Origin of the sequence: Pseudomonas tumuqii (assembly GCF_013184545.1) — a bacterium.
In the GTDB taxonomy this organism is placed as follows: Bacteria; Pseudomonadota; Gammaproteobacteria; order Pseudomonadales; family Pseudomonadaceae; genus Aquipseudomonas; species Aquipseudomonas tumuqii.
In genome coordinates this window covers 1-26,239 of sequence record NZ_JAAOJA010000026.1, presented here as the reverse complement: position 1 = coordinate 26,239, position 26,239 = coordinate 1, and the positions used below count along the sequence as shown (strand labels likewise).

Annotated in this window: 23 protein-coding genes; 15 read left to right on the top strand and 8 right to left on the bottom strand. The window is 64.4% G+C overall.

Translation table 11 applies throughout. The features are described 5' to 3' along the window. Window positions 1–130: 130 nt before the first annotated feature. Window positions 131–1,294, bottom strand: a complete 1,164-nt coding sequence (locus G9C89_RS24075; protein WP_172153101.1) for an isovaleryl-CoA dehydrogenase — start codon at window positions 1,292–1,294, stop codon at window positions 131–133. A 162-nt stretch (window positions 1,295–1,456) separates the two neighbouring features. On the opposite strand from G9C89_RS24075, the gene G9C89_RS24070 reads away from it, so the two are divergent. The 9 genes from G9C89_RS24070 (at window position 1,457) to G9C89_RS24030 (ending at window position 11,095) form a co-directional block, all read left to right on the top strand. After that, a complete protein-coding gene (locus G9C89_RS24070) occupies window positions 1,457–3,139 on the top strand; it encodes an AMP-binding protein (protein WP_172153099.1) in 1,683 nt (560 codons plus the stop codon). 57 nt (window positions 3,140–3,196) lie between these two features. Continuing rightward, entirely contained in the window at window positions 3,197–3,787 is a 591-nt protein-coding gene (locus G9C89_RS24065; RefSeq protein ID WP_172153097.1) for a peroxidase-related enzyme, read from the top strand. Window positions 3,788–4,160: 373 nt separating this feature from the next. Further along, the gene (locus G9C89_RS24060) at window positions 4,161–4,937 is read left to right on the top strand and encodes an ABC transporter ATP-binding protein (RefSeq protein ID WP_172153095.1); all 777 of its coding nucleotides are present in this window, start codon (window positions 4,161–4,163) and stop codon (window positions 4,935–4,937) included. Next, complete coding sequence (locus G9C89_RS24055) at window positions 4,934–5,656, top strand: ABC transporter ATP-binding protein (protein WP_172153093.1); 723 nt, start codon at window positions 4,934–4,936, stop codon at window positions 5,654–5,656. The genes G9C89_RS24060 and G9C89_RS24055 overlap by 4 nt, the downstream gene beginning before the upstream one ends. A 103-nt stretch (window positions 5,657–5,759) precedes the next feature. Beyond that, the gene (locus G9C89_RS24050; RefSeq protein ID WP_172153091.1) at window positions 5,760–6,974 is read left to right on the top strand and encodes an ABC transporter substrate-binding protein; all 1,215 of its coding nucleotides are present in this window, start codon (window positions 5,760–5,762) and stop codon (window positions 6,972–6,974) included. Between the two features lie 73 nt (window positions 6,975–7,047). After that, entirely contained in the window at window positions 7,048–7,935 is an 888-nt protein-coding gene (locus G9C89_RS24045; protein WP_172153089.1) for a branched-chain amino acid ABC transporter permease, read from the top strand. 2 nt (window positions 7,936–7,937) lie between these two features. Continuing rightward, window positions 7,938–8,942: a branched-chain amino acid ABC transporter permease gene (locus tag G9C89_RS24040; RefSeq protein ID WP_172153087.1), complete on the top strand. Its 1,005-nt coding sequence runs from the start codon at window positions 7,938–7,940 to the stop codon at window positions 8,940–8,942. Window positions 8,943–9,157: 215 nt separating this feature from the next. Continuing rightward, window positions 9,158–10,426 (top strand): OprD family porin, encoded by a 1,269-nt coding sequence (locus G9C89_RS24035; protein ID WP_172153085.1) that lies wholly within the window; start codon window positions 9,158–9,160, stop codon window positions 10,424–10,426. Between the two features lie 279 nt (window positions 10,427–10,705). Further along, entirely contained in the window at window positions 10,706–11,095 is a 390-nt protein-coding gene (locus G9C89_RS24030; RefSeq protein ID WP_172153083.1) for a MerR family transcriptional regulator, read from the top strand. Window positions 11,096–11,114: 19 nt separating this feature from the next. Here the strand turns inward: G9C89_RS24030 and G9C89_RS24025 are convergent, their stop codons facing one another. From G9C89_RS24025 to G9C89_RS23995, 7 genes are all read right to left on the bottom strand, one after another. Further along, window positions 11,115–11,717 carry a TetR/AcrR family transcriptional regulator gene (locus tag G9C89_RS24025; RefSeq protein ID WP_172153081.1) on the bottom strand — a complete coding sequence of 201 codons (603 nt, stop codon included), beginning with the start codon at window positions 11,715–11,717 and terminating at the stop codon, window positions 11,115–11,117. A 106-nt stretch (window positions 11,718–11,823) separates the two neighbouring features. Next, complete coding sequence (locus G9C89_RS24020) at window positions 11,824–12,975, bottom strand: acyl-CoA dehydrogenase family protein (protein ID WP_172153079.1); 1,152 nt, start codon at window positions 12,973–12,975, stop codon at window positions 11,824–11,826. A gap of 32 nt (window positions 12,976–13,007) precedes the next feature. Beyond that, complete coding sequence (locus tag G9C89_RS24015; protein ID WP_172153077.1) at window positions 13,008–14,096, bottom strand: enoyl-CoA hydratase/isomerase family protein; 1,089 nt, start codon at window positions 14,094–14,096, stop codon at window positions 13,008–13,010. Beyond that, window positions 14,093–14,989: a 3-hydroxyisobutyrate dehydrogenase gene (mmsB, locus tag G9C89_RS24010; RefSeq protein WP_172153075.1), complete on the bottom strand. Its 897-nt coding sequence runs from the start codon at window positions 14,987–14,989 to the stop codon at window positions 14,093–14,095. Before mmsB ends, G9C89_RS24015 begins: the two co-directional genes overlap by 4 nt. 30 nt (window positions 14,990–15,019) lie before the next feature. Beyond that, complete coding sequence (locus G9C89_RS24005) at window positions 15,020–15,793, bottom strand: enoyl-CoA hydratase (RefSeq protein ID WP_172153073.1); 774 nt, start codon at window positions 15,791–15,793, stop codon at window positions 15,020–15,022. A 46-nt stretch (window positions 15,794–15,839) separates the two neighbouring features. Continuing rightward, window positions 15,840–17,348, bottom strand: a complete 1,509-nt coding sequence (locus G9C89_RS24000; RefSeq protein WP_172153071.1) for a CoA-acylating methylmalonate-semialdehyde dehydrogenase — start codon at window positions 17,346–17,348, stop codon at window positions 15,840–15,842. A gap of 101 nt (window positions 17,349–17,449) precedes the next feature. After that, window positions 17,450–19,153 (bottom strand): AMP-binding protein, encoded by a 1,704-nt coding sequence (locus tag G9C89_RS23995; RefSeq protein WP_172153070.1) that lies wholly within the window; start codon window positions 19,151–19,153, stop codon window positions 17,450–17,452. A 274-nt stretch (window positions 19,154–19,427) separates the two neighbouring features. Between G9C89_RS23995 and G9C89_RS23990 the strand changes: the two genes are divergently transcribed. The 6 genes from G9C89_RS23990 to G9C89_RS23965 form a co-directional block, all read left to right on the top strand. Further along, a complete protein-coding gene (locus G9C89_RS23990) occupies window positions 19,428–20,378 on the top strand; it encodes a LysR family transcriptional regulator (RefSeq protein ID WP_172153068.1) in 951 nt (316 codons plus the stop codon). Window positions 20,379–20,578: 200 nt separating this feature from the next. After that, window positions 20,579–22,258, top strand: coding sequence for an AMP-binding protein (locus tag G9C89_RS23985; protein ID WP_172153066.1), 1,680 nt, complete (start codon window positions 20,579–20,581; stop codon window positions 22,256–22,258). 22 nt (window positions 22,259–22,280) lie between these two features. Continuing rightward, on the top strand, window positions 22,281–23,318 hold the full coding sequence (locus G9C89_RS23980; protein ID WP_172153064.1) for an AraC family transcriptional regulator: 1,038 nt from the start codon (window positions 22,281–22,283) through the stop codon (window positions 23,316–23,318). Window positions 23,319–23,421: 103 nt separating this feature from the next. After that, entirely contained in the window at window positions 23,422–25,071 is a 1,650-nt protein-coding gene (locus G9C89_RS23975) for an acyl-CoA synthetase (RefSeq protein ID WP_172153062.1), read from the top strand. A 16-nt stretch (window positions 25,072–25,087) separates the two neighbouring features. Further along, on the top strand, window positions 25,088–25,855 hold the full coding sequence (locus G9C89_RS23970) for a 3-hydroxyacyl-CoA dehydrogenase (protein ID WP_172153060.1): 768 nt from the start codon (window positions 25,088–25,090) through the stop codon (window positions 25,853–25,855). 91 nt (window positions 25,856–25,946) lie between these two features. Further along, window positions 25,947–26,239, top strand: a 293-nt coding sequence (locus G9C89_RS23965; protein ID WP_449301112.1) for a thiolase family protein, incomplete at its 3' end; no start/stop codon positions are given.

Here is a 26,239-nt window from a genome sequence, read left to right as displayed (position 1 = left end):
TTGATCTGGGTGTGCAGGATGGCCATCAGTGACTCCGATACCGTAATCCGTAGGGTGGATGACGTTTTATCCATCCACCGGCTTTGGTGGAAAACGCTTCGCGGTTTTCCACCCTACGCAGGCAAGCGCCTTATTTGGTTTCGTTGAACAGCTCGCGGCCGATCAGCATGCGCCTGATTTCGCTGGTGCCGGCGCCGATTTCATAGAGCTTGGCGTCGCGCAGCAGGCGGCCGGTGGGGAACTCATTGATATAGCCGTTGCCGCCGAGGATCTGGATCGCCTCCAGGGCCATCTGGGTGGCACGCTCGGCGCTGTAGAGGATCACCCCGGCGGCGTCCTTGCGGTTGGTCTCGCCACGGTCGCAGGCCTGGGCCACGGCATACAGGTAGGCGCGGCTGGCGTTGAGCTGGGTGTACATGTCGGCGACCTTGCCCTGGATCAGCTGGAATTCGCCGATGCTCTGGCCGAACTGCTTGCGGTCGTGGATATAGGGCACCACCACGTCCATGCAGGCCTGCATGATCCCGATCGGCCCGCCGGCGAGGACAACGCGTTCGTAGTCGAGACCGCTCATCAGCACCTTCACGCCGCCGTTTTCCTTGCCGAGGATGTTCTCTTCCGGCACCTCGACGTCATCGAAAAACAGCTCGCAGGTGTTGGAACCGCGCATGCCGAGCTTGTCGAACTTGCTGCCACGGGAAAAACCCTTCCAGTCACGCTCGACGATAAAGGCGCTGATGCCATGCGCACCCTTGTCCAGGTCGGTCTTGGCGTAGATCACGTAGGTGTTGGCATCCGGGCCGTTGGTGATCCAGGTCTTGCTGCCGTTGAGCACATAGCGGTCGCCGCGGCGTTCGGCGCGCAGTTTCATCGATACCACGTCGGACCCGGCGTTCGGCTCGCTCATGGCCAAGGCGCCAACGTGCTCGCCGCTCACCAGCTTGGGCAGGTACCTGGCTTTCTGCTCGGCGCTGCCGTTGCGGTTGATCTGGTTGACGCACAGGTTGGAATGGGCGCCATAGGACAGGCCGACCGAAGCCGAAGCGCGGCTGATCTCCTCGATGGCGACCACGTGGGCCAGGTAGCCGAGGCCGGCGCCGCCGTATTCCTCGGAGACGGTGACGCCGAGCAGGCCCATGTCACCGAACTTCTTCCACATGTCGGCAGGGAACAGGTTGTCGCTGTCGATGGCGGCGGCGCGCGGTGCCAGTTCCGCAGCGACGAAGGCCTGAACCTGATCGCGGAGCATGTCGATGGTTTCGCCGAGGGCAAAGTTGAGGGACGGATAGCTCATGGGGGCACCTTGTTGTCGTTGTCGTGGCAGGTTTGGGTGGAGGCTTGTCAGCCTGCATACCTTTACGTTAACGTAAAGCTGGCTTAGCGCGCTGTCAAGTCTCTGATAGCGGGCGCAGCCCGGACGCCAGACCTCAGAACAAGCAAAAGAATCGAGGAACTCATGATTTCACCTAGTTACACACGCGGATTGCAGGACAAGCCCCTGTTGGCCATGACCATAGGTGCGGCGTTCGATCAGACGGTGGCGCGTTTCGCCGAGCGCGAGGCACTCGTCGTTCGTCATCAACACCTACGTTATAGCTGGGGCGAGCTGGGTGAGGCGGTGGATCGCTGTGCCCGTGCCTTGTTGGCCATCGGCATGCAGCCTGGCGAGCGCCTCGGCATCTGGGCGCCGAACTGTGCCCAGTGGTGCATCGCCCAGTTCGCCAGCGCCAAGGTTGGCGTGGTGCTGGTCAATATCAACCCGGCCTACCGCCTCAGCGAACTCGAGTATGCGCTCAAGCACTCCGGCTGCCGCTGGCTGATCTGCGCCGATGCGTTCAAGAGCAGCGACTACCACGCGATGCTCGGTGAACTGTTGCCGGAGCTCGCCGGTTGCGCCGTCGGTGCACTGCAAAGCCGTCTGCTACCCGAGTTGCGTGGGGTGATCAGCCTCGGCCAGCAACCGGCCGTCGGTATGTTCGACTGGTCGGTGTTCCTGGCCCGGGGTGATGAGGTCGGCCCAGAGCAGTTGCGCGCCTGCAGTGCCCAGCTGCAGTTCGACGACCCGATCAACATTCAGTACACCTCGGGCACCACCGGCTTCCCCAAGGGCGCAACCCTCAGTCACTACAACATCCTCAACAACGGCTATATGGTCGGCGAGAGCCTGGGCTTGACCGAGCATGATCGCCTGGTGATCCCGGTGCCGCTGTACCACTGCTTCGGCATGGTCATGGGCAACCTCGGCTGCCTGACCCATGGCAGCACCATGATCTACCCGGGTGCCGCCTTCGAGCCGCTGGCCACGCTGCAGGCGGTGGCCGAGGAGCGGGCCACGGTGCTCTACGGCGTGCCCACCATGTTCATCGCCGAGCTGGATCTGCCGGAGCGCGCCGGCCTGGACTTGTCCAGCCTGCGCAGCGGGATCATGGCCGGCGCCACCTGCCCGATCGAGGTGATGAAACGGGTGATCGGCGAGATGCACATGGCCGAGGTGCAGATCGCCTACGGCATGACCGAGACCAGTCCGGTGTCGACCCAGACGGACGCCGATGACGATCTGCAGTGTCGGGTCAGCAGTGTCGGCCGGACCCAGCCGCATCTGGAGAGCAAGGTGATCGACGAGCAGGGACGCATCGTTCCGCGCGGGCAGGTCGGCGAGCTGTGCACCCGCGGCTACAGCGTGATGCTCGGTTACTGGAACAACCCGGCGGCCACCGCCGAGGCCCTCGACCCGGCGCGCTGGATGCATACCGGCGACCTGGCGGTGATGAACGAACAGGGCTACCTGAGCATTGTCGGGCGCAACAAGGACATGATCATCCGCGGTGGCGAGAACGTCTATCCACGCGAGATTGAGGAGTTCCTGTTCAAACATCCGGCGGTGGCCGACGTGCAGGTGGTGGGCATTCCCGACGACAAGTACGGCGAGGAGATCGTCGCCTGGGTCAAGTGCCACCCGGGCCACCAGGCGGCTGCGGCGGAACTGGCCGAGTTTTGCAAGGGACGAATCGCCCATTTCAAGGTGCCGCGCCACTTCCTCCTGGTCGACGAGTTCCCCATGACGGTGACCGGCAAGGTGCAGAAGTTTCGCATGCGCGAGCTCAGCATCGAGCAGCTGGCACTCACCGCGAAACCCTAGGTTTTGGCACCTGCGGCGTCTGTGGACCGGGCGCCGCCTCAGATAGTGGAGTATCCGATGTCCCCGCAGATCAGCCGCTTTGCGCTTCCCGAAAACCTCGAACAATTACCTGACGACCTGCGCCAGCGGATACTCGCGGTGCAGGAGAAGGCCGGCTTCGTGCCCCATGTGTTCCTCATGCTGGCCCACCGTCCGGACGAGTTTCGCGCCTTCTTCGCCTACCACGACGCCCTGATGGAGCGCGAGTCCGACAGCCTGACGCCGGCGGAAAAGGAGATGATCGTGGTCGCCACCAGTGCCCGCCACGGCTGCCTGTACTGCGTGGTGGCGCATGGCGCGGTGTTGCGCATCTACAGCAAGGATCCGCTGCTAGCCGACCAGGTGGCGGTCAACCACCGCACGGCGCCGATCGGTGAGCGCCAGCGCCTGATGCTGGATTTTGCCTTTCACGTCGGCCTCGAGCGTGGCGGCCTGGATGGCGACTGGCAGGCACGCCTGCAGGCAGTCGGTTTCAGTCTCGATGATGTCTGGGATATCGGCGCCATCACCGCCTTCTTCAGCCTGTCCAACCGTCTGGTGTCGCTGGCGGGCACGCCACCCAATACAGAGTTTTATCTGATGGGCCGCGTGCCCAGGGCGGCGCGTTGAAACTGCGCCTACTGCAGCGCAAGCTCTCCTGGCCATGCCGCGGGAGCCGTCTCTCCATTGCGCGTTCAGGGACGTGGGCAGAGCTGTGCGCGGCGGGTGCGACGGCTCCAGAGGATGAGGCATTTATGCATAACACACCTGATTTTTTGCTCGTTATTATTTTATGAACGCCTGCCTATACTCGACTTCAGCGGTTTGACCGAGGGAAGCGGGCAAACAAAGTCTGACATCCTTCAGGCGAGTCTCGCGGTTTCAATCGGATAGGAACTAGTCAGTCGGAATTAGACTTTCGTATAGTGTTAGCGTTTACGTAAACGTAATAGTGTCAGCAGCGCCATAACCAATAACAACAAGCAAGGTTAGAGGGCTCCACATGTCACCCGAATTCGTTTTGGAAACGCGCGGATTGACCAAGGAATTTCGCGGCTTCACCGCGGTGGACTCGGTCGATCTTCGTGTGCAGAAGGGGCATATCCATGCCTTGATCGGACCCAACGGGGCCGGCAAGACCACGGTGTTCAACCTGCTCAGCAAGTTCCTCGCGCCCACTAGCGGCGAAATTATTTATCAGGGCAAACCCATCACCGGCCTGCAGCCGAACCAGATCGCCCGTCTCGGTCTGGTGCGCTCCTTCCAGATTTCCGCGGTATTCGGTCACATGAGTGTGATGGAGAACGTGCGCGTGGCCCTGCAGCGCAAGCTGGGCAACTCCTTTCACTTCTGGAAGTCCGAGCGCAGCCTCGAGGCCCTCAACGAGCGCGCCTTGCAGATGCTCGACGAGGTGGGCCTGCTCGAATTCGCGGACACCCTGACCATCGAGCTGCCGTATGGCCGCAAGCGCGCGCTGGAGCTGGCCACCACCCTGGCACTGGACCCGGCCGTGCTGCTGCTGGACGAGCCGACCCAGGGCATGGGCGGCGAGGACGTGGAAATGGTCATCGGCCTGGTACGCCGCGCCGCAGTGGGGCGCACGGTGCTGATGGTCGAGCACAACCTCAGTGTGGTCAGTCAGTTGTGCGACCGCATCACCGTGCTGGCCCGCGGCGCGATCCTCGCCGAAGGCGACTACGCCAGCGTGTCCGCCAACCCCCTGGTGCGCGAGGCCTACCTGGGCAGCGAAGCGGCCGTCATCGAGGAGGCCGGCGCATGAGCAGCCAGCATAGCCCGGATTACGAGCAACTGCGGGTCAACGACCTGCATGCCTTCTACGGCGAGTCGCACATTCTGCATGGCATCGACCTGCTGGTGCGCCGCGGCGAACTGGTGACCCTGCTCGGGCGCAACGGCTCGGGCCGCTCCACCACCCTGCGCGCCATCATGAACATGGTGGGCCGGCGCACCGGTTCGATCGTGATCAACGGCAACGAGACCCTTGGTATCGCCGCGCACCTGATCCCGCGCCTGGGCGTTGGCTTCTGCCCGGAAGAACGCGGCATCTTCGCCAGTCTCAACGTCGAGGAGAACCTGCTGCTGCCGCCCATGGTGCGCAGCGGCGGCATGAGCCTCGATGACATCTACGAGATGTTCCCCAACCTCTACGAGCGGCGTTTCAGCCAGGGCACCCGGCTGTCCGGCGGCGAGCAGCAGATGCTGGCCATGGCGCGCATCCTGCGAACCGGCGCCAATCTGTTGCTGCTCGACGAGATCACCGAGGGCCTGGCTCCGGTGATTGTGCAGAAACTCGCCGAGGTGCTGATCAAGCTCAAGAACAAGGGCCTGACCATCGTATTGGTGGAGCAGAACTTCCGCTTCGCCGCACCCTTGGCAGATCGGCATTACCTGATGGATCACGGCCAGATTGTCGAGGAAATCAGCGCCGCCGAGCTGTCGTCCAAGCAGGAACTGCTGCACCGCTGTCTAGGCGTCTAAACCCAGTTCCACCCCTCGAAACATGCAGTACGGCGAGGCCCAGGCCCGCCGTGTCGGGGTTGCTTTGCCCGGTACAACAACAATAACTGTGGAAGGTAACGAGATGAATCTGTTCCAGAAGACTGCAAGCACCATCCTCGCCACCAGCCTGATTGCCAGCGCCGCCCAGGCGCAGCTCAGCGACGACGAAATTCGTATCGGCTACCTGGCCGATATGTCCGGTACCTACCGCGATCTTTCCGGGCCGGGTGGCCTGGAAGCGCTGCAGATGGCGGTCGAGGACTTCGGCGGCCAGATCGATGGCAAGAAGATCGTGATTTTCAGCGCCGACGACCTGAACAAACCGGATGTCGGCGCCAGTACCGTGCGGCAGTGGGTCGATGAGCGCAACGTCGACATGGTCACCGGCCTGGTCGCCTCTTCGGTGGTGCTGGCGGCGAGCCAGGTGGTGGAACAAGCCGGCAAGCTGGCGCTGATTTCCGGCGCCGCGGCCTCCAGTATTACCAACGAATACTGCTCGCCCAACCACATCCACTGGACCTACGACTCCTATGCGCTGGCCAACGGTACGGCCAAGGCGGTATTGGCCAACGGCGGCAAGAGCTGGTTCATCCTGACCGCCGACTATGCCTTCGGCCATGCCATGGAAGCCGACATCACCAAGGTGGTCAAGGCCGATGGCGGCTCTGTGCTGGGCACAGTACGCCATCCATTCCCGAGCAGTGACTTTTCCTCCTACATCCTCCAGGCCCAGGGCTCCGGTGCCGATGTGATCGCCCTGGCCAACGCCGGTGCCGACACGGTCAATTCACTGATGACCGCCAGCCAGTTCGGCGTTACCCAGTCCGGGCAGAAGCTGGCCGGTATGGTGGTGTTCCTCAACGACATTCATGCCATGGGCCTGGACGTGACCCAGGGTCTGATGCTGACCACCGGCTGGTACTGGGACCTCAACGAGGAAACCCGCGCCTGGTCCAAGCGCTACGAGGACCGCTTCGGCAGCAAGCCAGGCATGGTGCCGGCGGGTATCTACTCGGCGACCCTGCATTACCTGAACGCGGTCAAGGCCAGCGGCAGCGACGAGGCGCAGGCGGTGCGGACGCAGATGATGGCGACTCCAGTCAACGACATGTTTGCCAAGAACGGCAAGATCCGCGCCGATGGCCGCATGGTCCACGACATGTATTTGGCCCAGGTCAAGACCCCGGCCGAGTCGAAAGGGGAGTGGGACCTGTACAAGATCGTGCGCACCATCCCGGGCGACGAGGCCTTCCGCCCGCTGGCCGCGAGCCAATGCAAGCTGCTGTCGCAGAACTGATCAGCAATTAACCCCAGCTCGCCACCCGGCTGCCAGCAGTCGGGTGTCACTGACTTTCAGCGGGTGGTAACTCATGACTATGGTATTCGGCATACCGCTGGGCGTACTGCTCGGCCAGCTGCTGCTCGGGCTGATCAACGGCGCTTTCTATGCCTTGCTCAGCCTGGGCCTGGCGATCATCTTCGGTCTACTGCGGATCATCAACTTCGCCCATGGCGCCCAATACATGTTGGGGGCTTTCGCCGCCGTGCTCGGCCTCAACTACCTGGGCCTCAACTATTGGGTGGCGCTGATTGTGGCGCCGCTGCTGGTCGGTGCACTCGGGATGCTGATAGAGCGTGGCCTGCTGCGCCGGATCGCCGGCGAGGATCACCTCTACGGCCTGTTGTTGACCTTCGGTCTGGCGCTGATCGTCGAGGGCTGCTTCGTCAAGTTGTTCGGCGTTTCCGGTGCGTCCTACCCGATGCCCGAGCTGCTCAAGGGCGGTTACAACCTCGGCTTCATGTTCCTACCCACCTACCGCGCCTGGGTCGTAGTGGCAGCGTTGGTGGTGTGCCTGCTCACCTGGTACATGATCGAGCGCACCCGACTGGGCTCCTACCTGCGTGCCGGTACCGAAAACCCCAAGCTGATGCAGGCCTTCGGCATCAACGTGCCGCTGCTTATCACTCTGACCTACGGCTACGGCGCGGCGCTCGCAGCGTTCGCCGGGGTGCTGGCCGCGCCTATCTACTCGGTCACCCCGACCATGGGCGCCAACCTGCTGATCGTGGTGTTCGCTGTGGTGGTGATTGGTGGGATGGGGTCGATCATGGGCGCCATCGTCACCGGCCTGGCCATGGGCTTGATTGAGGGGCTGACCAAGGTGATCTATCCAGAAGCGGCTAACACCATCGTGTTCCTGGTGATGGTACTGGTACTGCTGGTTCGTCCCGCGGGACTGTTCGGGAAGGAGACATAAGCATGACGAATCTGCACATCAAGCAGGACAGCCCGGTTCTGCCACCGCAAGTGGTACGTGAGCGGCAGCAGGCGGCGCAGCGGCGCAAGCTGTGGTTCTACCTGGCGCTGTTCGGCGTCGCGCTGGTCGCGCCCCTGGCGGTGTACCCGATCTTTCTGATGAAACTGCTGTGCTTCGCCTTGTTCGCCTGCGCCTTCAACCTGTTGCTCGGTTATGCCGGCTTGCTGTCCTTCGGTCATGCCGCCTTTTTCGCCACTGGCGGCTATATCACCGGCTACTTGCTCAGCGAGTACAGCGGGCTGGGCACCGAACTGGGAATACTCGCCGGCACCCTGGCGTCCGCGGTGCTCGGCTTGCTGTTCGGCCTGCTGGCGATTCGTCGCCAGGGTATCTACTTCGCCATGATCACCCTGGCGCTGGCGCAACTGGTGTTCTTCATCTTTGTCCAGGCGCCCTTCACCGGCGGCGAGAACGGCCTGCAGGGCGTACCGCGTGGGCAGTTGCTCGGGCTGTTCGATCTGAACGACAACCTGACCCTGTACTACTTCGTCCTCGCGGTATTCATCGTTGGCTTCGCCGTCATTCAGCGCACCATTCACTCGCCCTATGGCCAGGTGCTCAAGGCGATCCGCGAGAACGAGCCGCGGGCCATTTCCCTGGGCTACAACGTCGACGCGCACAAGCTGCTGGCCTTCGTTATTTCCGCCACCTTGACCGGCCTGGCGGGCTCGACCAAGACCGTGGTGTTCCAGCTGGCCTCGTTGACTGACGCGCACTGGCACATGTCCGGTGAGGTGATCCTGATGACCCTGCTCGGCGGCGTCGGCACCGTGCTCGGGCCAGTGGTCGGCGCCAGCGTGGTGGTCACCCTGCAGAGCTACCTGTCCAACGGCCCATTGGGCGAGTGGGTACATGTGATCCTCGGGGTGATATTCGTTACCTGCGTGTTGCTGTTCCGGGTCGGCATCGTCGGTTGGGTGCTGAAACTGGCAAAGCGCAACTTCTAAAGCAAGCCTCCTGCTGTCTGTTCAAGGTGCGGATCGTGATCCGCGCTGGGGGGCTGTTTGCCTGTTTTTTGCTCTGCCGAGTCGTCGGCAGGGTTGTCTAGAACCCATGGGAAACCCTGTGGGGAACTGGCCGGTTGTGCCGGCCTTCGCCGGGTATTGCGCCGCAGTGGGCTGTTTGGGGTTGGTGCATTACCCACCTACAAGAAGAGAGACCTATGTACGTATTTAGACCTACCCAAGTATTCATGCTGTCCGGCTTTGCCGCGGCCATCGGTGTTTGCGCACCGGCCTCGGCCGCGCTGATAGCCGACAGCAAGGCCGTGCTGGATACCCGCAACTTCTACATGAACCGCGACTTCCGTCAGGACGGTGCCACCCAGGCCAAGGCGGAGGAATGGGCCCAGGGCTTCATGCTGCGCGTCGAGTCCGGCTACACCGAGGGCCCGATCGGGGTCGGGTTCGACGCCATCGGCCTGCTCGGGGTCAAGCTCGACTCCAGCCCGGACCGGGTTGGCACCGGCATCCTCAAGAGCGACCGCGAGGCGCCCAAGCGCGCCCAGGACGAGTACGGCGAGGCCGGCCTCACCGCCAAGCTGCGCGCCTCCAACAGCACCCTCAAGCTCGGGACCCTGCAGCCGGTGTTGCCGGCGCTGATGCGCAACGACAGCCGTCTGCTGCCGCAGACCTTCCGCGGCGCCTGGCTCAGCAGCAACGAGGTGGAGGGCCTGAGTCTGGACCTCGGCCGCATCGACCGGGTCAACCAGCGCGACTCCTCGGATAACCAGGAAATGACCGTGTTCAACGGCGGCAAGCGCAATATCGTCCTGGGCAGCGCCAAGACCAGCGACGAGTTCCTCTTCGCCGGCGGCCGCTACCAGTGGACCCCCGAGCTCGCCACCAGCTACTACTACGGCGGCCTGGACGGCATCTACCAGCAGCACCTGGTCAACCTGGTACACCAGCTGCCGCTGGGCGAGGGCCGCAGCTTCAAGTCGGACATCCGCTACGCCCGCTCCAGCGACGACGGCGGCAGCAACGTCGACAACGACGCTTTCGGCGCGCTGTTCACCTACCGTCTGGGCGGCCACGGTTTTACCGCCGGCTACCAGCACCTCTCCGGCGACACCGGCTTCGCCTACATCGCCGGCTCGGACAACGCGCTGGTCAACCTGGTGCAGATCAACGACTTCGGCAACCAGGACGAGCGCTCCTGGCAGGCGCGCTACGACTACGACTTCGCCACTATCGGGGTGCCTGGGCTGAGCCTGATGACCCGCTACCTGTCCGGCGATAACGTCGACCGTGGCGCCGGGTTGAGCGAGGGCAAGACCTGGGAGCGCAACACCGATATCGCCTACGTGGTGCAGAGCGGCCCGCTGAAAAACGTCGGCCTGCGTCTGCGCAACGCCACCACCCGTAGCAACTTCGGCAGCAACCTGGACGAGAACCGCTTTATCGTCAGCTATAGCTTGCCGCTCTGGTAAGCCCGGGCTAACCGCTCAATCCGATTGCTCTCCGGTGTGAAGTTTGCCGGGCCCTGGTGGCCCGGCTTTTTTTATCCTCCGTTACGCGCTGCGTAGGTGCTAGCGAATACCGACAGATCATTGCCATCGCCTGCCTGTATCTGGCCGCCTGACTCTGGCGAGTTGTGGCGTTGACGTTAACGTAATGAGTTGTTAGCGTTCCAAGGCTAATAGCCATGAACCCATGTCACGGGAGCCTCTGTGCGGAATGGCTCGTGGACAATCGACCAAGGATCAAGCATGACCGCCAAGACCTATAGCATTTCCGAACTGGCGCGCGAGTTGGATGTGACCACCCGGACCATTCGCTTCTATGAAGAGCAGGGCATGCTGATACCGACCCGTCGCGGCCAGGAGCGGATCTTTACGGCCAAGGACAGGGTCGCGCTAAAGCTGATTCTGCGCGGCAAGCGCATTGGCTTCTCCCTGGCCGAATGCAAGACCCTGATCGAGCTGTACGACCCGCAGGGCGACAACCGTAATCAGCTCGAGATCATGCTGGGCAAGATCGCCGAACGGCGGCTGCAGCTGGAGCAACAGTTGCTCGATATCGAGCAGATGCAGCTGGAGCTGGACACGGCCGAAGAGCGTTGCCGCGCCGCCTTGCAGGGAGTCCCCGAGACGCAATGACGCTCAGCGTTACTGCCTCTTAATCCTGGGTGGCCCGCAACGCGCCGCGCAGCGCGCTCAGCACCATGTCGCGCAGCAACTCGTGGCGTGCCGCCGGGTTCATCTCGGGCGCCTCGACCCAGGCCGGTAACTGGTTGAGCAGGGCCAGGATGCCGCTCAATGCGGCGCGGCGGCTGTTGCCGACCGGCTGCCCGGTGAAGTGTTCCACGCTTTCCAGCAGCTGCTGTTCATAGCGAGCACGAAGCTCGCGGATGTGCGCCTGCTGTTCGCCGGCCAGGCAGTGGCTGTCGTATTCGGCAAGACGAAAATGCGCGCCCATGCTCGCGTGCAACCGCAGGTGCGCCTCAAACAGGCCATGCAGCCGTTCGGCGGGCGTGGCAGCGCGCCGTTGCAGCTGGCGGGCACCGTGCAGCAGTTGTTCGTAGAGCTCCTCGATCAGCTCGAACAGCAGCGCCTCCTTGCTCTCGATGTGGTTGTAGATCGAACCGGGCCTGATGCCCAGGTAATCGGCCAGCTCGCGCATGCTGACCCGGCTGAAGCCGCGCTCGGCGAACAGGCGCAGGGCTTGGTTACGGGTGTCCAGATAGCGTGAGGGATCAGGGGTGTGCAGGGTGGCGGGCATGGCAGTATCAGGCTGTGGAGGGACGAGCGCCGAGCATGGCGCCCTGGGCGGGGAAAACCCAGGTCACCAGCGTTCAGTCGGCCTGAGCGGTTTGGCCAATGGGCGTTTACAGCGGGTAGTGCATCAGTTCACGGGCGATCAGCAGGCGCTGGATCTCGCTGGAGCCTTCGTAGATCTGGGTGATGCGTGCGTCGCGGTAGTAGCGCTCCACCGGGTAGTCCTCCAGATAGCCGTAGCCGCCATGGATCTGCAGTGCCTTGGAGCACACGAGCTCGGCCATCTCCGAGGCGAACAGCTTGGCCTGTGAGGCCTCCGACAGGCAGGCATGGCCGGCGCTCTTCAGGCGTGCCGCATGCAGGATCAGCAGGCGCGCAGCGTTGAGCTGGGTGTGCATGTCGGCGAGCATGTTGGCGATGCTCTGATGCTCAGCGATCGGCTTGCCGAACTGGATGCGCTCGCGGGCATAACCCAGGGCGGCCTCGAAGGCGGCACGGGCGATGCCCAGGGCCTGGGCGGCGATACCGATGCGGCCGCCTTCCAGGTTGGACAGGGCAATGGCCAGGCCCTTGCCACGCTCGCCGAGCAGGTCGGCCTCGGCGATGGTGCAGTCATTCAGGGTGACTGCGCAGGTATCGGAGGCCTTGATGCCCATCTTGTGTTCGCTACGCTCGACGACGAATCCAGGATTGTCGGTCGGCACCAGGAAGGCCGACAGGCCCTTCTTGCCCAGCTGCGGGTCGGTGATGGCGAAGACGATGGCCAGCTTGGCGCGCTTGCCGTTGCTGACGAATTGCTTGGCACCGTTGAGTACCCAGTGGCCGTCGCGCAGTTCGGCGCGGGTGCGCAGGTTGTGTGCTTCGGAGCCGGCCTGTGGCTCGGTCAGGCAGAAGCAGCCGATCGCCTGGCCGCTGGCCAGCAGCGGCAACCAGCTGTCTCGCTGCGTCGGGCTGCCGTATTTCAGAAGAGGGCCGCAGCCCACTGAATTGTGGATGCTCATCAATGCGCCAAGGGCGCCGTCGCCGGCCGAGATTTCTTCCACGGCCAGGGCGTAGGCCACGTAGTCGGTGTAGCTGCCACCCCAGGTATCCGGTACCACCATGCCGAGCAGGCCCAGTTCACCCATCTGCGCCACCACGGCGTCATCGATCCAGCCGGCCTTCTCCCAGGCCTGGGCATGCGGGCTGACTTCGCTGCGGACAAAGTCGCGGGCCATGTCGCGGATCATGCGTTGTTCTTCGGTCAATTGGCTGTCGTGCATTGCAGTGGTTTCCTCTGTTCTGGCCGCGCCATTCAGGCACTCTTCAGGGGGTTGCTGGCTGCGGGGTGGAAGCCGTTGAAGAAGGCCTGCACCCGCTGCGGGTCGAGTTCGGCCAGGGTCGCTGGGTTCCAGCGCGGAGCCTTGTCCTTGTCGATGATCAGCGCCCGGATGCCTTCGATCAGGTCGCCGCGTTCGAACCATTGGTAGTCCAGGTGCAGTTCCTGAGCGAAGCAGTCGGCCAGCGGTAGGTGTTTACCGCGCTGCAGCAGCTCCAGGGTCACCGCCATGGCGAGCGGCGAGCGGCTGTCCAGCACCTGCACGGTGTCTTGAGCCCAGGCCTGCAGCTCAGGGCGGTTCTCGCTGAGCAGGGCGGCGCGGATCGCCGGCAGGTCGGGCAGGGCGAAGTAATCGTCGATGGCTTGGCGCAGGACCTTGAGCTTGCCACCGGGCAGTTCGCTGCAGGTCATGCTGTTGAGCACCTGCTGCAAGTTCTCCAGCGGTGCTGCCGACCAGCTCAGGTTGTCCAGCGCCTGGTCGAGCTCGGCCAGCCGTTCGCTGGCCAGACAATGGTCGGCCAGCCCAGCGTAGAGCGCGTCGGCGGCGCCGACCTGGAGGCCGGTGAGGCCCAGGTAGAAGCCCAGTTGACCGGGCAGCCGGGGCAGGAAATAACTGCCGCCGACATCCGGGAAGAAGCCGATGCTGACTTCCGGCATGCCCATCTTCACCCGCTCGCTGACCACCCGCAGGGCAGCCGCCTGGGCCAGGCCCATGCCGCCGCCGAGGACGAAACCATCGAGTAGCGCCAGCACCGGCTTGGGGTAATCATGCAGATACTGGTCGAGGGCGTATTCCTCCTCGAGAAACAGCTCGTGATGATTGCTGCCCGAGGCGTAGCTGTCGTACAGCATGCGAATATCGCCGCCGGCGCAGAAGGCCTTTTCACCATTGCCACGCAGGACCACGGCGAGCACCTCGGGATCCTGCTCCCAGGCATGCAGGTGCTGCAGGAGCAGGCGCACCATGGGCAGGGTCAGGGTGTTGAGGGCGCTCGGCCGGTTGAGGGTCAGGTGGCCGATGCGGTTGCGCACCTCGGCCAGAACCACAGCTTCAGCGCCGCTCATGCCTCGGTGTCCCGCCGGTACAGCTTGATGATGGCGGAGAAATCCAGGCCGCCATTACCCTGCTGGCTGAAGCTCTGGTACAGCTGCTGGGCGGCGGCGCCGAGCAGTACTGGCTGGCGCGCGTGCTTGGCCGCTTCGGTCGCCAGGCCGAGGTCCTTGAGCATCAGGTCGGTGCCGAATCCGCCACTGTAGCCACGCGAGGCCGGGGCGTTTTCCAGCACGCCGGGGAACGGGTTGTTGATCTCCGAGCTCCAGCAACGGCCGCTGGAGGTGTTGATGATGCCGGCCAGCACCTTGGCGTCCATGCCCAGGGACACGCCCAGGGCCATGGCTTCGGCGACGCCGATCATGGAGATGCCGAGCAGCATGTTGTTGGCAATCTTGGCCACCTGGCCGTTGCCGCTGTCGCCGCAGTGGACGAGGTTCTTGCCCATGGCCGAGAGAATTGGCCCGGCCTGGTCGAACGCACTGGCCGGACCTCCGACCATAAAGGTCAGGGTGCCAGCCGCGGCGCCAGCGGTGCCGCCGGAAACCGGCGCATCGAGCATGGGGTTGCCTTGGGCGAGGGCCTGGGTGGCCACTTCACGGGCACTGAGCGGGTCGATGGTCGAACAGTCGATCAACAGCACGCCTTGGCCGACGTGCGCCAGCAGGCCATCTTTGCCCTGGTAAACCTGTTTCACCTGAGCCGCCGCCGGCAGCATGGTGACGATCGCCTCGACGCGGGCCTGGGCCACCGCCGCCGGGGAGGTGGCACTCGTGGCGCCGGCCTCGACAAGCGCGGCGACAGCTTGGGCGCTGGGGTCGAATACGGTGACGCGGTGGCCAGCCTTGAGCAGGTTGCAGGCCATTGGGCCGCCCATGTTGCCAAGACCAAGAAAGCCGATATGCATGGTGGATACCTCTGTAATTAGGGAGGGGGCTCAGCGGTGCTGAAACTGCGGTTGGCGTTTTTCCACGAAGGCGCGCATGCCTTCCTTCTGGTCGTGACTGGCGAACAGCGAATGGAACACCCGACGCTCGAAGCGCACACCCTCGCTGAGACCGAGCTCGAAGGCACGGTTGACGCATTCTTTGACCAGCATGCTGGCCGGCAGCGATTTAGCGGCAATACCTTGGGCCACCTTCAGGGTCTGTTCTAGCAGCTCGGCGGCGGGGAAAACCTGGGCTACCAGGCCGGCACGCTCGGCTTCTGCTGCGCCCAGTTGGCGGCCGGTGAGGCACAGTTCCATGGCCTTGGCCTTGCCCAGGGCATGGGTCAAGCGTTGGGTGCCACCGATGCCGGGGGTCACGCCCAGGCTCAGCTCAGGCAAACCGAAGCGGGCGCTGTCGGCGGCGTAGATGAAGTCGCACATCAGGGCCAGCTCGCAACCACCGCCCAGGGCGTAGCCGGCGACCGCAGCAATCAGCGGTTTGCGCCGGTTGCCGATGCGATCGGCGGCGGCGAAGAAGTCGTCGAGATAGATTGACGGGTAGTCCTTGTCGACCATCTCCTTGATGTCGGCGCCAGCGGCGAACGCCTTGGCCGAACCGGTGATGACCATACAACCGACCTCTGGGTCGGCTTCCAGGCGGTCGAGGACCAGGTTGAGTTCGCTGATCAGCTGGCTGTTCAGCGCATTGAGCGCTTGCGGTCGGTTGAGGGTGATCAGGCCGACCCGTTCGCGCACCTCAACCAGCAGGGTTTGATAGTCCATGGCGATGTCTCCCAGGGGGGGCCGGCGCAAGGCCGGCCCGGCAGCCTTACTTGAGGGTGATGGTGGTGTTGACCACGGCGCTGCTGTCGTCCTCGTCGAACCAGCGCTGGGTGACCGTCTTGGTCTGGGTGTAGAAGGTCACCACTTGCTTGCCGTAGGGGCCCAGGTCGCCAAGCTTTGAACCGCGCGAGCCGGAGAAGGAGAACAGCGGGACCGGTACCGGAATCGGTACGTTGATCCCCACCTGACCGACGTCGATTTCTTCCTGGAAGTGCCGGGCGGCGGCGCCGGAGCGGGTGAACAGCGCGGTGCCGTTGCCGTTCGGGTTGGCGTTGATCAGCTCGATTGCCTCGTTGAGGTTGGCGGCGTGCATGATGCAGAGCACCGGGCCGAAGATTTCTTCACGGTACACCGACATTTGCGCCGTGACGCCGGAGAAGATGGTCGGGCCGACGAAGTTGCCGTCCTGGTAGCCAGGCACGCTCGGGTTGCGTCCATCCAGTTCGAGCTTGGCGCCTTCTTCGATGCCGCTGGCGATCAGGCCGTTTACCCGGTCCAGGGCCGCGCAGGAGATCACCGGGCCGATATCGGTGCCAGGCTCGGTGCCGCCATTGATCTTGAGGGTCTTGGTCCGCTCGATCAGGTCCGGCAACCAGGCCTGCGCCTCACCCACCAGGATCACCACCGGCAGGGCCATGCAGCGCTGACCGGCGGCGCCGAAGGAGGCGCCGAGCAGGTTGTTCAGGGTCTGCTGCTTGTTCGCGTCCGGCAGCACGATGGCGTGGTTCTTCGCACCCATCATGCACTGCGCGCGCTTGCCGTTGGCGGTGGCGCGGTTGTAGACGTGGGTGCCGACCTTGGTCGAGCCGACGAAGGACACTGCCTTGATGTCCGGGTGATCGCAGATCAGGTTGACCGCCTCGACGCCACCGTGGATGACGTTGAGCACGCCCGGCGGAACCCCGGCTTCCATGGCCAGTTCGGCCAGGCGCATGGTCACCATCGGGTCCTGCTCGGACGGCTTGAGCACAAAGGTGTTGCCGGTGGCGATGGCCATCGGGAACATCCACAGCGGGATCATCGCCGGGAAATTGAACGGGGTGATGCCGGCGCACACGCCCAGTGGCTGCATCAGGGTGTAGGTGTCGACGCCACTGGCGACGTTGTTGGCCAGTTCACCCATCTGCAGGTTGCCGATGCTGGCAGCGTGCTCGACCACTTCCAAGCCGCGGAACACGTCGCCCTCGGCGTCCGGCAAGGTCTTGCCCTGCTCGGCAGTGAGCAGTGCAGCCAGCTCCTTGATGTTCTCGCGAATCAGTTGCTGGTACTTGAGGAAGATCCGCGCACGCGCGCCGATCGGGGTCTTGCGCCAGGTCTTGAAGGCTTCGGCGGCGCTGGCCACGGCGGCGTTCATTTCCTCGGCAGTGGCGAAGGGGACACGGGCCAGCACTTCCTGGGTGGCCGGGTTGACCACGTCGCGCCATTGGGTGGTCTTGGATTCGACGAATTCGCCGTCGATGAGCAGTTTGACGCTGGGAACTGTGGAAGAGGTCATTTTCTGGTCCTGTCTGCTGTCGTAGGTCGAGTGCGCCCCCTCGGCACTGTTGGCCGAGTGGGCGGGGGAGTGGTTGGCTGGGCCGACGCGCCGGCCCGGATTCAGCCCTTGAGCTGCGGGAAGTCTTCTTCGAAGTGTTCCTGCGGCCCACGGCTGTCGCTCTGACGGCGCTGCAGTTCCATCTGGCGCAGTTCCACCCGACGGATCTTTCCGGAGATGGTCTTGGGCAGTTCGCTGACGAATTCGATGCGCCGCACCCGCTTGTAGGGCGCCAGGTGCTCGCGGGCGAAGGCGAGGATGTGCTCTGCCAGTTCGGTACTGCCTGGCTGGTCGTGGGCCAGGATCAGGAACGCCTTGGGCACCGCCAGGCGCACCGGATCCGGGCTGGGCACCACGGCCACTTCCATCACCGCCGGGTGTTCGATCAGCGCGCTCTCCAACTCGAAGGGGCTGATGCGGTAGTCGGAGGCCTTGAACACATCATCGGCGCGGCCGACGAAGGTGATGTAGCCGTCGGTGTCGATGGCCGCGGTGTCGCCGGTACGGTAGAAACCGTCACGCATCACCTCGGCGGTCTTCTCCGGGCTGTCTTCGTAACCGAGCATCAGGCCCAGCGGATGGGAGTCCAGGGGCAGGGCGACTTCGCCTTCGTTGGCAGGCTGGCCATCCGGGTCGAGCATGCACACGCTGTAGCCGGGCAACGGACGGCCCATGGAGCCGGGTTTGAGCGGCTGGCCGGGGGTGTTGCCAACCAGCGCGGTGGTTTCCGACTGGCCGAAACCGTCCCGCAACGGCAGGCCCCAGGCCTCCTGGATTTGCTCGATGATCTCCGGGTTGAGCGGCTCGCCGGCACCGACCAGTTCGCGCAGGCGCAGGCGCTCGCGGCAGCCGGCCAGGTCTTCCTGGATCAGCATGCGCCACACCGTGGGCGGCGCGCACAGGCTGGTGATGCCGTAGCGCTCCAGCACCTCGAGCAGCGTCGGGGCACTGAAGCGCGGAGTGTTATGGATGAACACACAGGCGCCGGCGTTCCACGGGGCGAAGAAGCAGCTCCAGGCATGCTTGGCCCAGCCCGGCGAGGAAATGTTCAGGTGCAGGTCGCCCGGCTGCAGGCCAATCCAGTACATGGTGGACAGATGGCCAACCGGGTAGCTCTGGTGACTGTGCAGAACCATCTTCGGCTTGCTGGTAGTGCCGGAGGTAAAATACAGCAGCAACGGGTCACTGGCCTTGGTGAGGTCATCGGCGTGGAACTGGCTGGTATAGTCGGCGGCGCTGGCGTGATTGATCCAGCCGCTGACTGCCTCACCGACACAGATGCGTGTGCAGCCCAGGGCTTGCTCATCGAACTTGTCGGTATGGTTGCTGCCCACCACCAGGTGGCGCACGCCACCGCGCTCGATACGGTCGCGCAGATCATCGGCGGTGAGCAGGGCGGTGGCCGGGATCACCACGGCGCCGAGCTTGAAGGCTGCGAGCATGGTTTCCCACAGGGCGATATGGTTGCCCAGCATTAACAGGATGCGCTCGCCGCGGCGCACGCCCAGCTCGCGCAGGTGATTGGCCACGCGATTGGAACGCTCGGCCAGTTCGGCGAAGCTGTAGCGCTGCTCGCTGCCGTCTTCCTCGACAATCCACAGCGCCGGGGCCTGGTTGCCCGCGGCCATGGTGTCGAAATAGTCCAGCGCCCAGTTGAAGGTGTCGAGCTGCGGCCAGCGGAAATCGCGCACGGCAGTGGCATAGTCGCTGCGGTTGGCCAGCAGGAAGTCGCGGGCAGCGAGGAAGGGTAGGCAGTTGCTGTTCATGGTTCCGGCCCTGTCTTGTAGTTGTGGGGGTACGGTGCAATCAAGCTTGTGGTTCGAGTATAGATAGGCGTTTGCACCATAAGAAGGTGCAAAAAATCCGGATAGATATGCAAAAATATCTTAGTTGTGCGAAGGCCTCCGGCGTTACGAGGCGCGGGCCAAAGCGCTTAGTGCCTTCAGCACGCACTTGGCCTCGGGTGGCTGGTCACGGCACGAGTCGTGGCGTATACCTATGCGGCATTACGTCAGGCATAAAACAAAAACACGGACCGATATGCAAAAAGGCACGATGGGCGACAAGCTCAACTGGGATGACCTGCGCTTCTTTCTCGAAGTGGCGCGTACCCGCACCGCCAGCGCCGCCGCGCGCCGCCTGGGGGTGGACTACACCACGGTGTCGCGCCGCATCCGCACTCTGGAGCAGAGCCTCGGGGCCCTGTTGTTCGAGAAATCGCGCTCGACCGGCTTTGTCCTGACCGTGGAGGGCCAGCGCCTGCTGGGCTACGCGGAAACCCTGGAAAGCACCTTGCTGGCTGCCTGCGAGCAGGTCTCCGGCACCAGTCTGGCGCTCTCCGGACACCTGCGCATCGCCAGCACCGAAGCCTTCGGCTGCTGTTTCGTCAGCGCGCAGATGAGCGGCTTTGTCGAACGCTACCCGCATATCGCCCTGGACATCCTGCCGGTGCCGCACTTCGTCAGCCTGTCGCGTCGCGAGGCGGATATCGCCATCACCCTGGAGCGCCCGGAGCGCGGACCCTACGTCTGCTCCAAGCTATGCGACTATCGCCTGCGCATTTACGCCACGCCCGGCTACCTGGCCGGCCATGCGCCGATCCACACGCGCGAGGACCTGGCTGAGCACCCCTTCGTCACCTACGTCGACGACCTGGCCTTCAGTTCCAAGCTGTTCTACCTCAACGATATGGTGCCCGGCGCCACCAGCCACCTGCGCAGTACCAGCGTTATCGCCCAGTACCATGCGGTCCTGCAGGGGCGGGCCATGGCCATTCTGCCGAGCTTCCTGGCCGGGCCGGATCCGCGCCTGTGCGAGGTCTTGCCCGACCAGGTCGACGTCATCCGCCAGTTCTGGCTGTCCTACAGCGAGGACCTGCGCAAGCTAAAGCGCGTCACCATGGCCGCCGAGTACCTGCGCGCCTGCGCTGACCTCAACCGCCCGCTGCTGATGGGCGAGGCCGCGGAGATGCTGTACCTGCCGGCCGACTGACGCCGCGAGCGTTTGCCGTCGCGCTGCCAGGTCGCATAGGCGGCGAATCGGTGAGCGGGCTATCCGACTTATTGGTCACTGGACAGCCGAGAGCGGAATGCTTACGTTTGCGTAAAGGTAAGTTTGGCGGTTGTGTGACTGTTGCACCGGGGCCCGCCAGGGGGCCGTCTATCCCATTACAAGCACAAGAAGGGAAAGTCATGAATCACCTGAGTTACAGCCGAGGCCACCAGGGTAAACCCTTGCTGGCCATGACCATCGGCCAGGCCTTCGATGCCACCGTGGCCCGCTTCGCCGAGCGCGAGGCCCTGGTGGTGCGTCACCAGCAACTGCGTTACAGCTGGAGCGAATTGGCCGGAGAGGTCGACGCCTGTGCGCGGGCCTTGCTGGCGCTGGGCGTCGAGGTGGGCGACCGGGTCGGTATTTGGGCGCCGAACTGCGCCGAGTGGTGCATCACCCAGTTCTCCAGCGCCAAGGTCGGCGCGATCCTGGTCAACATCAACCCGGCCTACCGCGGCAGCGAGTTGGAGTACGCGCTGCAGCAGTCCGGCTGCCGCTGGCTGATCTGCGCCGACGCGTTTAAGACCTCCGACTACCATGCCATGTTGGTGGATCTGCTGCCGGAACTGGCCGCCAGCCAGCCGGGTGCCTTGCACAGCGCGCGCCTGCCCGAGCTGCGCGGGGTGATCAGCCTGGCCAGCCGGGCGCCGGCCGGTTTCCTCTGCTGGCAGGAACTGGCGGGCCTGACTGCCAGGGTCGCTCCCGAGCAGTTGGCCGCGCGCCAAGCGCTGCTGCAGTTCGACGACCCGATCAACATTCAGTACACCTCGGGCACCACCGGCTCGCCCAAGGGCGCGACCCTCAGTCACTACAACATCCTCAACAACGGCTACATGGTCGGCGAGAGCCTGGGCTTGACCGAGCATGATCGCCTGGTGATCGCGGTGCCGCTGTACCACTGCTTCGGCATGGTCATGGGCAACCTCGGCTGCCTGACCCACGGAAGCACTATGATCTATCCGGGCGCCGCCTTCGACCCGCTGGCGACCCTGCAGGCGGTAGCGGAGGAGAAGGCCACCGCGCTCTATGGTGTACCCACCATGTTTATTGCCGAACTCGACCTGCCGGACCGTGCCAGTTTGGATTTGTCCAGTCTGCGCACCGGAATCATGGCCGGCGCCACCTGTCCGATTGAGGTGATGAAACGGGTAATCAGTGATCTGCACATGTCCGAAGTGCAGATCGCCTACGGCATGACCGAGACCAGCCCCGTGTCCACCCAAACCGCGGCAGACGACGACCTCGAACGACGCGTCAGCAGTGTGGGCCGCACCCAGCCGCACCTGGAGAGCAAGGTGGTTGACGAGCAAGGCCGCATCGTCCCGCGCGGGCAGATCGGCGAGCTGTGCACCCGCGGCTACAGCGTGATGCTGGGCTACTGGAACAACCCCGAAGCGACCCGTGAGGCTCTGGACAGCGCACGTTGGATGCACACTGGCGACCTGGCAGTGATGGACGAGGAGGGTTACCTGAGCATCGTCGGGCGCAACAAGGACATGATCATCCGCGGTGGCGAGAACATCTATCCGCGTGAGATCGAGGAGTTCCTGTTCATTCATCCGGCGGTGGCCGACGTGCAGGTGGTGGGCATTCCCGACGCCAAGTACGGCGAGGAGATCGTCGCCTGGGTGCAACTGCATCCGGGCCACGCCTGCGACGCCGAGACGCTACGCGCCTACTGCAAGGCCCACATCGCCCGCTTCAAGGTGCCGTGCTACTTCAAGTTCGTCGACGAGTTCCCCATGACCGTGACCGGCAAGGTGCAGAAGTTCCGCATGCGTGAACTGATGCTGGCGGAGCTGGAACAGGGCGCCAGCTGATGGCGCCGGGCGTGGAGTGGGCATGACGGCGACTGCGGTCGAGAAGGGCACCATCTCCGTGCGCCTGGTCGGCGAGGCCCTGCAGCAATGGCGCGCTCTTGGTCAGGACTGCGATGTGCTGCTGACCCAGGCCGGGATCGCCTCGGAATTGCTCAACAAGCCTTATGCGCGAGTGTCCGCGCAGGCCTATGCACGGCTGTGGCTGGCGCTGGCCAAGGCGATGGACGACGAGTTCTTCGGCATGAACCCGCGGCGGATGAAGTCCGGCAGCTACGCTTTCATGGCCCGCGCCGCATCGCGCGAGCCGAATCTGGGCGCGGCCCTGGATACTGCGCTGGCATTTCTCGGCCTGGTGTTCGATGGCCTGACACCCCGCCTGGAGCGCCAAGGCGGGATGGCGGCGATCGTCATCGACGAGCCTGCGGGGCATGCCTGCCGCGCCTTCGGCTGTTTCACCCTGTGGATGATCGTACATGGCCTGGCCTGTTGGCTGGCGGGACGACGTATCCCGGTACTCGCGGTCGAGCTGCACTGTCAGGCGCCGGACTATCTCGAAGATTACCGGGTGATGTTCAGTAGCAACCTGCGCTTCGCCCGGCCGCGAAGTCGCCTGCTGTTCAATGCCGAGTGCCTGGAGCAGCCGCTGCGCCGCAGCGAGCGCGAGCTCAAGCGCTTCCTCGCCGGCGCGCCGGCCAACATCCTGGTGCGTTACCGTGATCCGCGCAGCCATGCGGCGCGGATCAAGATCTACCTGCGCAGCCTCAAGGTCGAGCGCTGGCCTGATTTCGAGGCGCTCTCCAGCCACTTCTTCATGGCGCCCTCGACCCTGCGGCGCAAGTTGGCCCTGGAAGGCCAGTCTTTCCAAGGGCTCAAGGACCAGGTGCGGCGCGACCAGGCCATCGCCCGGTTGGACAGCGGCGAGGGCAACTTCACCGAGCTGGCCTTCGAGCTGGGTTTTGCCGACAGCAGTGCCTTCTACAAGGCGTTCAAGAAGTGGACCGGCACCACCCCGGGGCAGTACCGCGCGCTGATGCATCCCGAGCAGCAGCCCCCGGTCTGAGAGGTTGTCCAAATCGCTCAGGCCAATAGACGTCTGTCGACATTGTCGCCGCCAGCTTGCGCCGCGACTATTCAGGGACAACAACAAACCGAGAGTCACCGACATGCAGGATTACCTGAGCGCTGCCCGCGACTTCGATCTGCCCAGAACGGTCGCCACCACCCTGGCGGGTTCCCTCGACGCCCTCAACGCCTGTGTCGAATGCTGCGACCGGCATGCCTTGCCGGGGCGCATCGCCCTGTTCTGGGAAGGCCGCGACGGCAGCAGCGCCAGCTACACCTTCTGCGAGCTACAGGAGCAGGCGGCGCGTTTCGCCAACTTCCTCCGGGCTCAGGGCGTGCGTCCCGGCGATTGCGTGGCGGGCATGCTGCCGCGCAATGTCGAGCTGTTGATCACCATCCTCGGGACCTGGCGCTTGGGCGCGGTTTACCAGCCGCTTTTCACCGCGTTCGGCCCCAAGGCCATCGAGCACCGGTTGCAGGGTTCCGGTGCCAAGGTTGTGGTGACCGATGGGGCCAATCGCGGCAAACTCGACGAGGTCGAGGGTACGCCGCTGCTCGTCACCGTCGCTGGCGCCAAGGGCCAGGGCATCCAGCGCGGTGATTTCAGTTTCTGGGCCGAGTTGGAGCGCCATTCGGCCGAGTTCGAACCGGTGCTGCGCTCGGCCGACGATCCCTTCCTGATGATGTTCACCTCCGGTACCACCGGGCTGGCCAAGCCGGTGCCGGTGCCGCTCAAGGCGATCCTGGCCTTCGTCGGCTATATGCGCGAGGCGGTCGACCTGCGCCCCGAAGACGCATTCTGGAACCTGGCCGATCCCGGCTGGGCCTATGGCCTCTACTATGCAGTGACCGGTCCGTTGGCCATGGGCCACCCGACCACTTTCTACGAAGGGTCGTTCACGGTGGAGAGCACCTGCCGGATCATCCGCAAGTACGGCATCAGCAACCTGGCCGGTTCGCCCACTGCCTTCCGCATGCTGCTGGCCGCCAAGCCGCAGGTCGAGCCGGTGCTCCGCGGGCGCCTGCGAGCGGTCAGCAGCGCCGGCGAGCCGCTGAGCCCGGAGGTGATCCGCTGGTTCGCCGACGGCCTGGACACCTGCATCCACGACCACTACGGCCAGACCGAACTGGGTATGGTGCTGTGCAATCATCATGCACTGGCCCACCCGGTACGTATCGGCGCTGCTGGTTTCGCCATTCCCGGGCACCGCGTGGTGGTGCTGGACGAACAGAATCGCGAGCTGCCGCCCGGCCAACCGGGCATCCTCGCGCTGGACCGGCCGCGTTCGCCATTGTTCTGGTTCCCCGGTTATCAGGGGATGCCGACCAAGGCTTTCGTCGGCGACTACTACCTCAGTGGCGACACCGTCGAACTGAACGAGGACGGCAGCATCAGCTTCGTCGGTCGCAGCGATGACGTGATCACCACCTCCGGCTACCGGGTCGGCCCGTTCGACGTGGAGAGCGCGCTGATCGAGCACCCGGCGGTGATCGAGGCGGCGGTGATCGGCAAGCCGGATCCGGAGCGCACCGAGCTGGTCAAGGCCTTCGTGGTCCTGCAGCCTCAGTTTCGCGCCGACGCTGCATTGGCCGAGGAGCTCAAGCAGCATGTGCGCAAGCGCCTGTCGGCGCATGCCTACCCGCGCGAGGTCGAGTTCGTCGACGAACTGCCGAAGACCCCCAGCGGCAAGATCCAGCGCTTTCTCTTGCGCAACCAGGAAATTGCCAAGGCCCAGGCGGCCGCCCGCTGAATAAGGAACCGCAAGCATGCGTATCGAAGACCGAGTGTTTCTCCTGACCGGCGCCAGTTCCGGCCTGGGCCTGGCCACCGCCCGTACTCTGGTCGGGCAGGGCGCCAAGGTGCTGCTGGCCGACATCAACGCCGAGGCCGGCGAGGCGCGGGCCGCTGAACTAGGCGCCCAGGCGCGCTTCGTGCAGACCGACATCACTCGCGAAGAGGACGGCCGCCGTGCGGTGGCTGTGGCGCTGCAGGCCTTTGGCGGCCTGCACGGGCTGGTCAACTGTGCCGGCGTGGCGCCGGCGGAGAAGGTCCTGGGGCGCAATGGCGCCCATGGCCTGGACAGCTTCAGCAGGGTGATCCAGATCAACCTGATCGGCAGCTTCAACATGCTGCGCCTGGCCGCCGAGGCCATGGCCCAGGGCGAGCCGAACGAGGATGGCGAGCGTGGGGTGATCGTCAACACCGCCTCGGTCGCCGCCTTCGACGGGCAGATGGGCCAAGCCGCCTATGCCGCCTCCAAGGGCGGCGTGGCCGCCCTGACCCTGCCGGCGGCGCGCGACCTGGCGCGTTCGGGGATCCGCGTGATGTGCATTGCCCCGGGCATCTTCGAGACGCCGATGATGGCCAGCATGCCGCAGGAGGTGCGCGACTCCCTGGCCGCCAACGTGCCATTCCCGCCGCGCCTGGGCCGCCCGGACGAATACGCCGCGCTGGTGCGGCACATCATCGAGAACCCCATGCTCAATGGCGAGGTCATCCGCCTGGATGGCGCCTTGCGTATGGCGGCGAAATAAAACGGTCCAACTAAGGTAAGGGCTCGATAGTTATCGGGCCATAGACAGATCGGGTAACGCGCAGCGAAACCCGGCGATGAGGGCAACAAAGATGAGCAATCAACAGGATCCGGTAGTCATCGTCAGCGCCGCGCGCACGCCCATGGGCGCTTTCCTTGGCGACTTCAAGGACGTTACGGCAGCGCAGTTGGGCGCCGCGGCGATCCGCGCGACCCTCGAGCGCGCCGGTCTGGCAACCGATGCGGTGGACGAGGTGATCATGGGTTGCGTGCTGCAGGCCGGCCAGGGCCAGGCCCCGGCGCGCCAGGCGGCGCTGGGCGCGGGCCTGGCGCAGGGCACGGTGTGCTCGACGGTGAACAAGATGTGCGGCTCGGGGATGAAGGC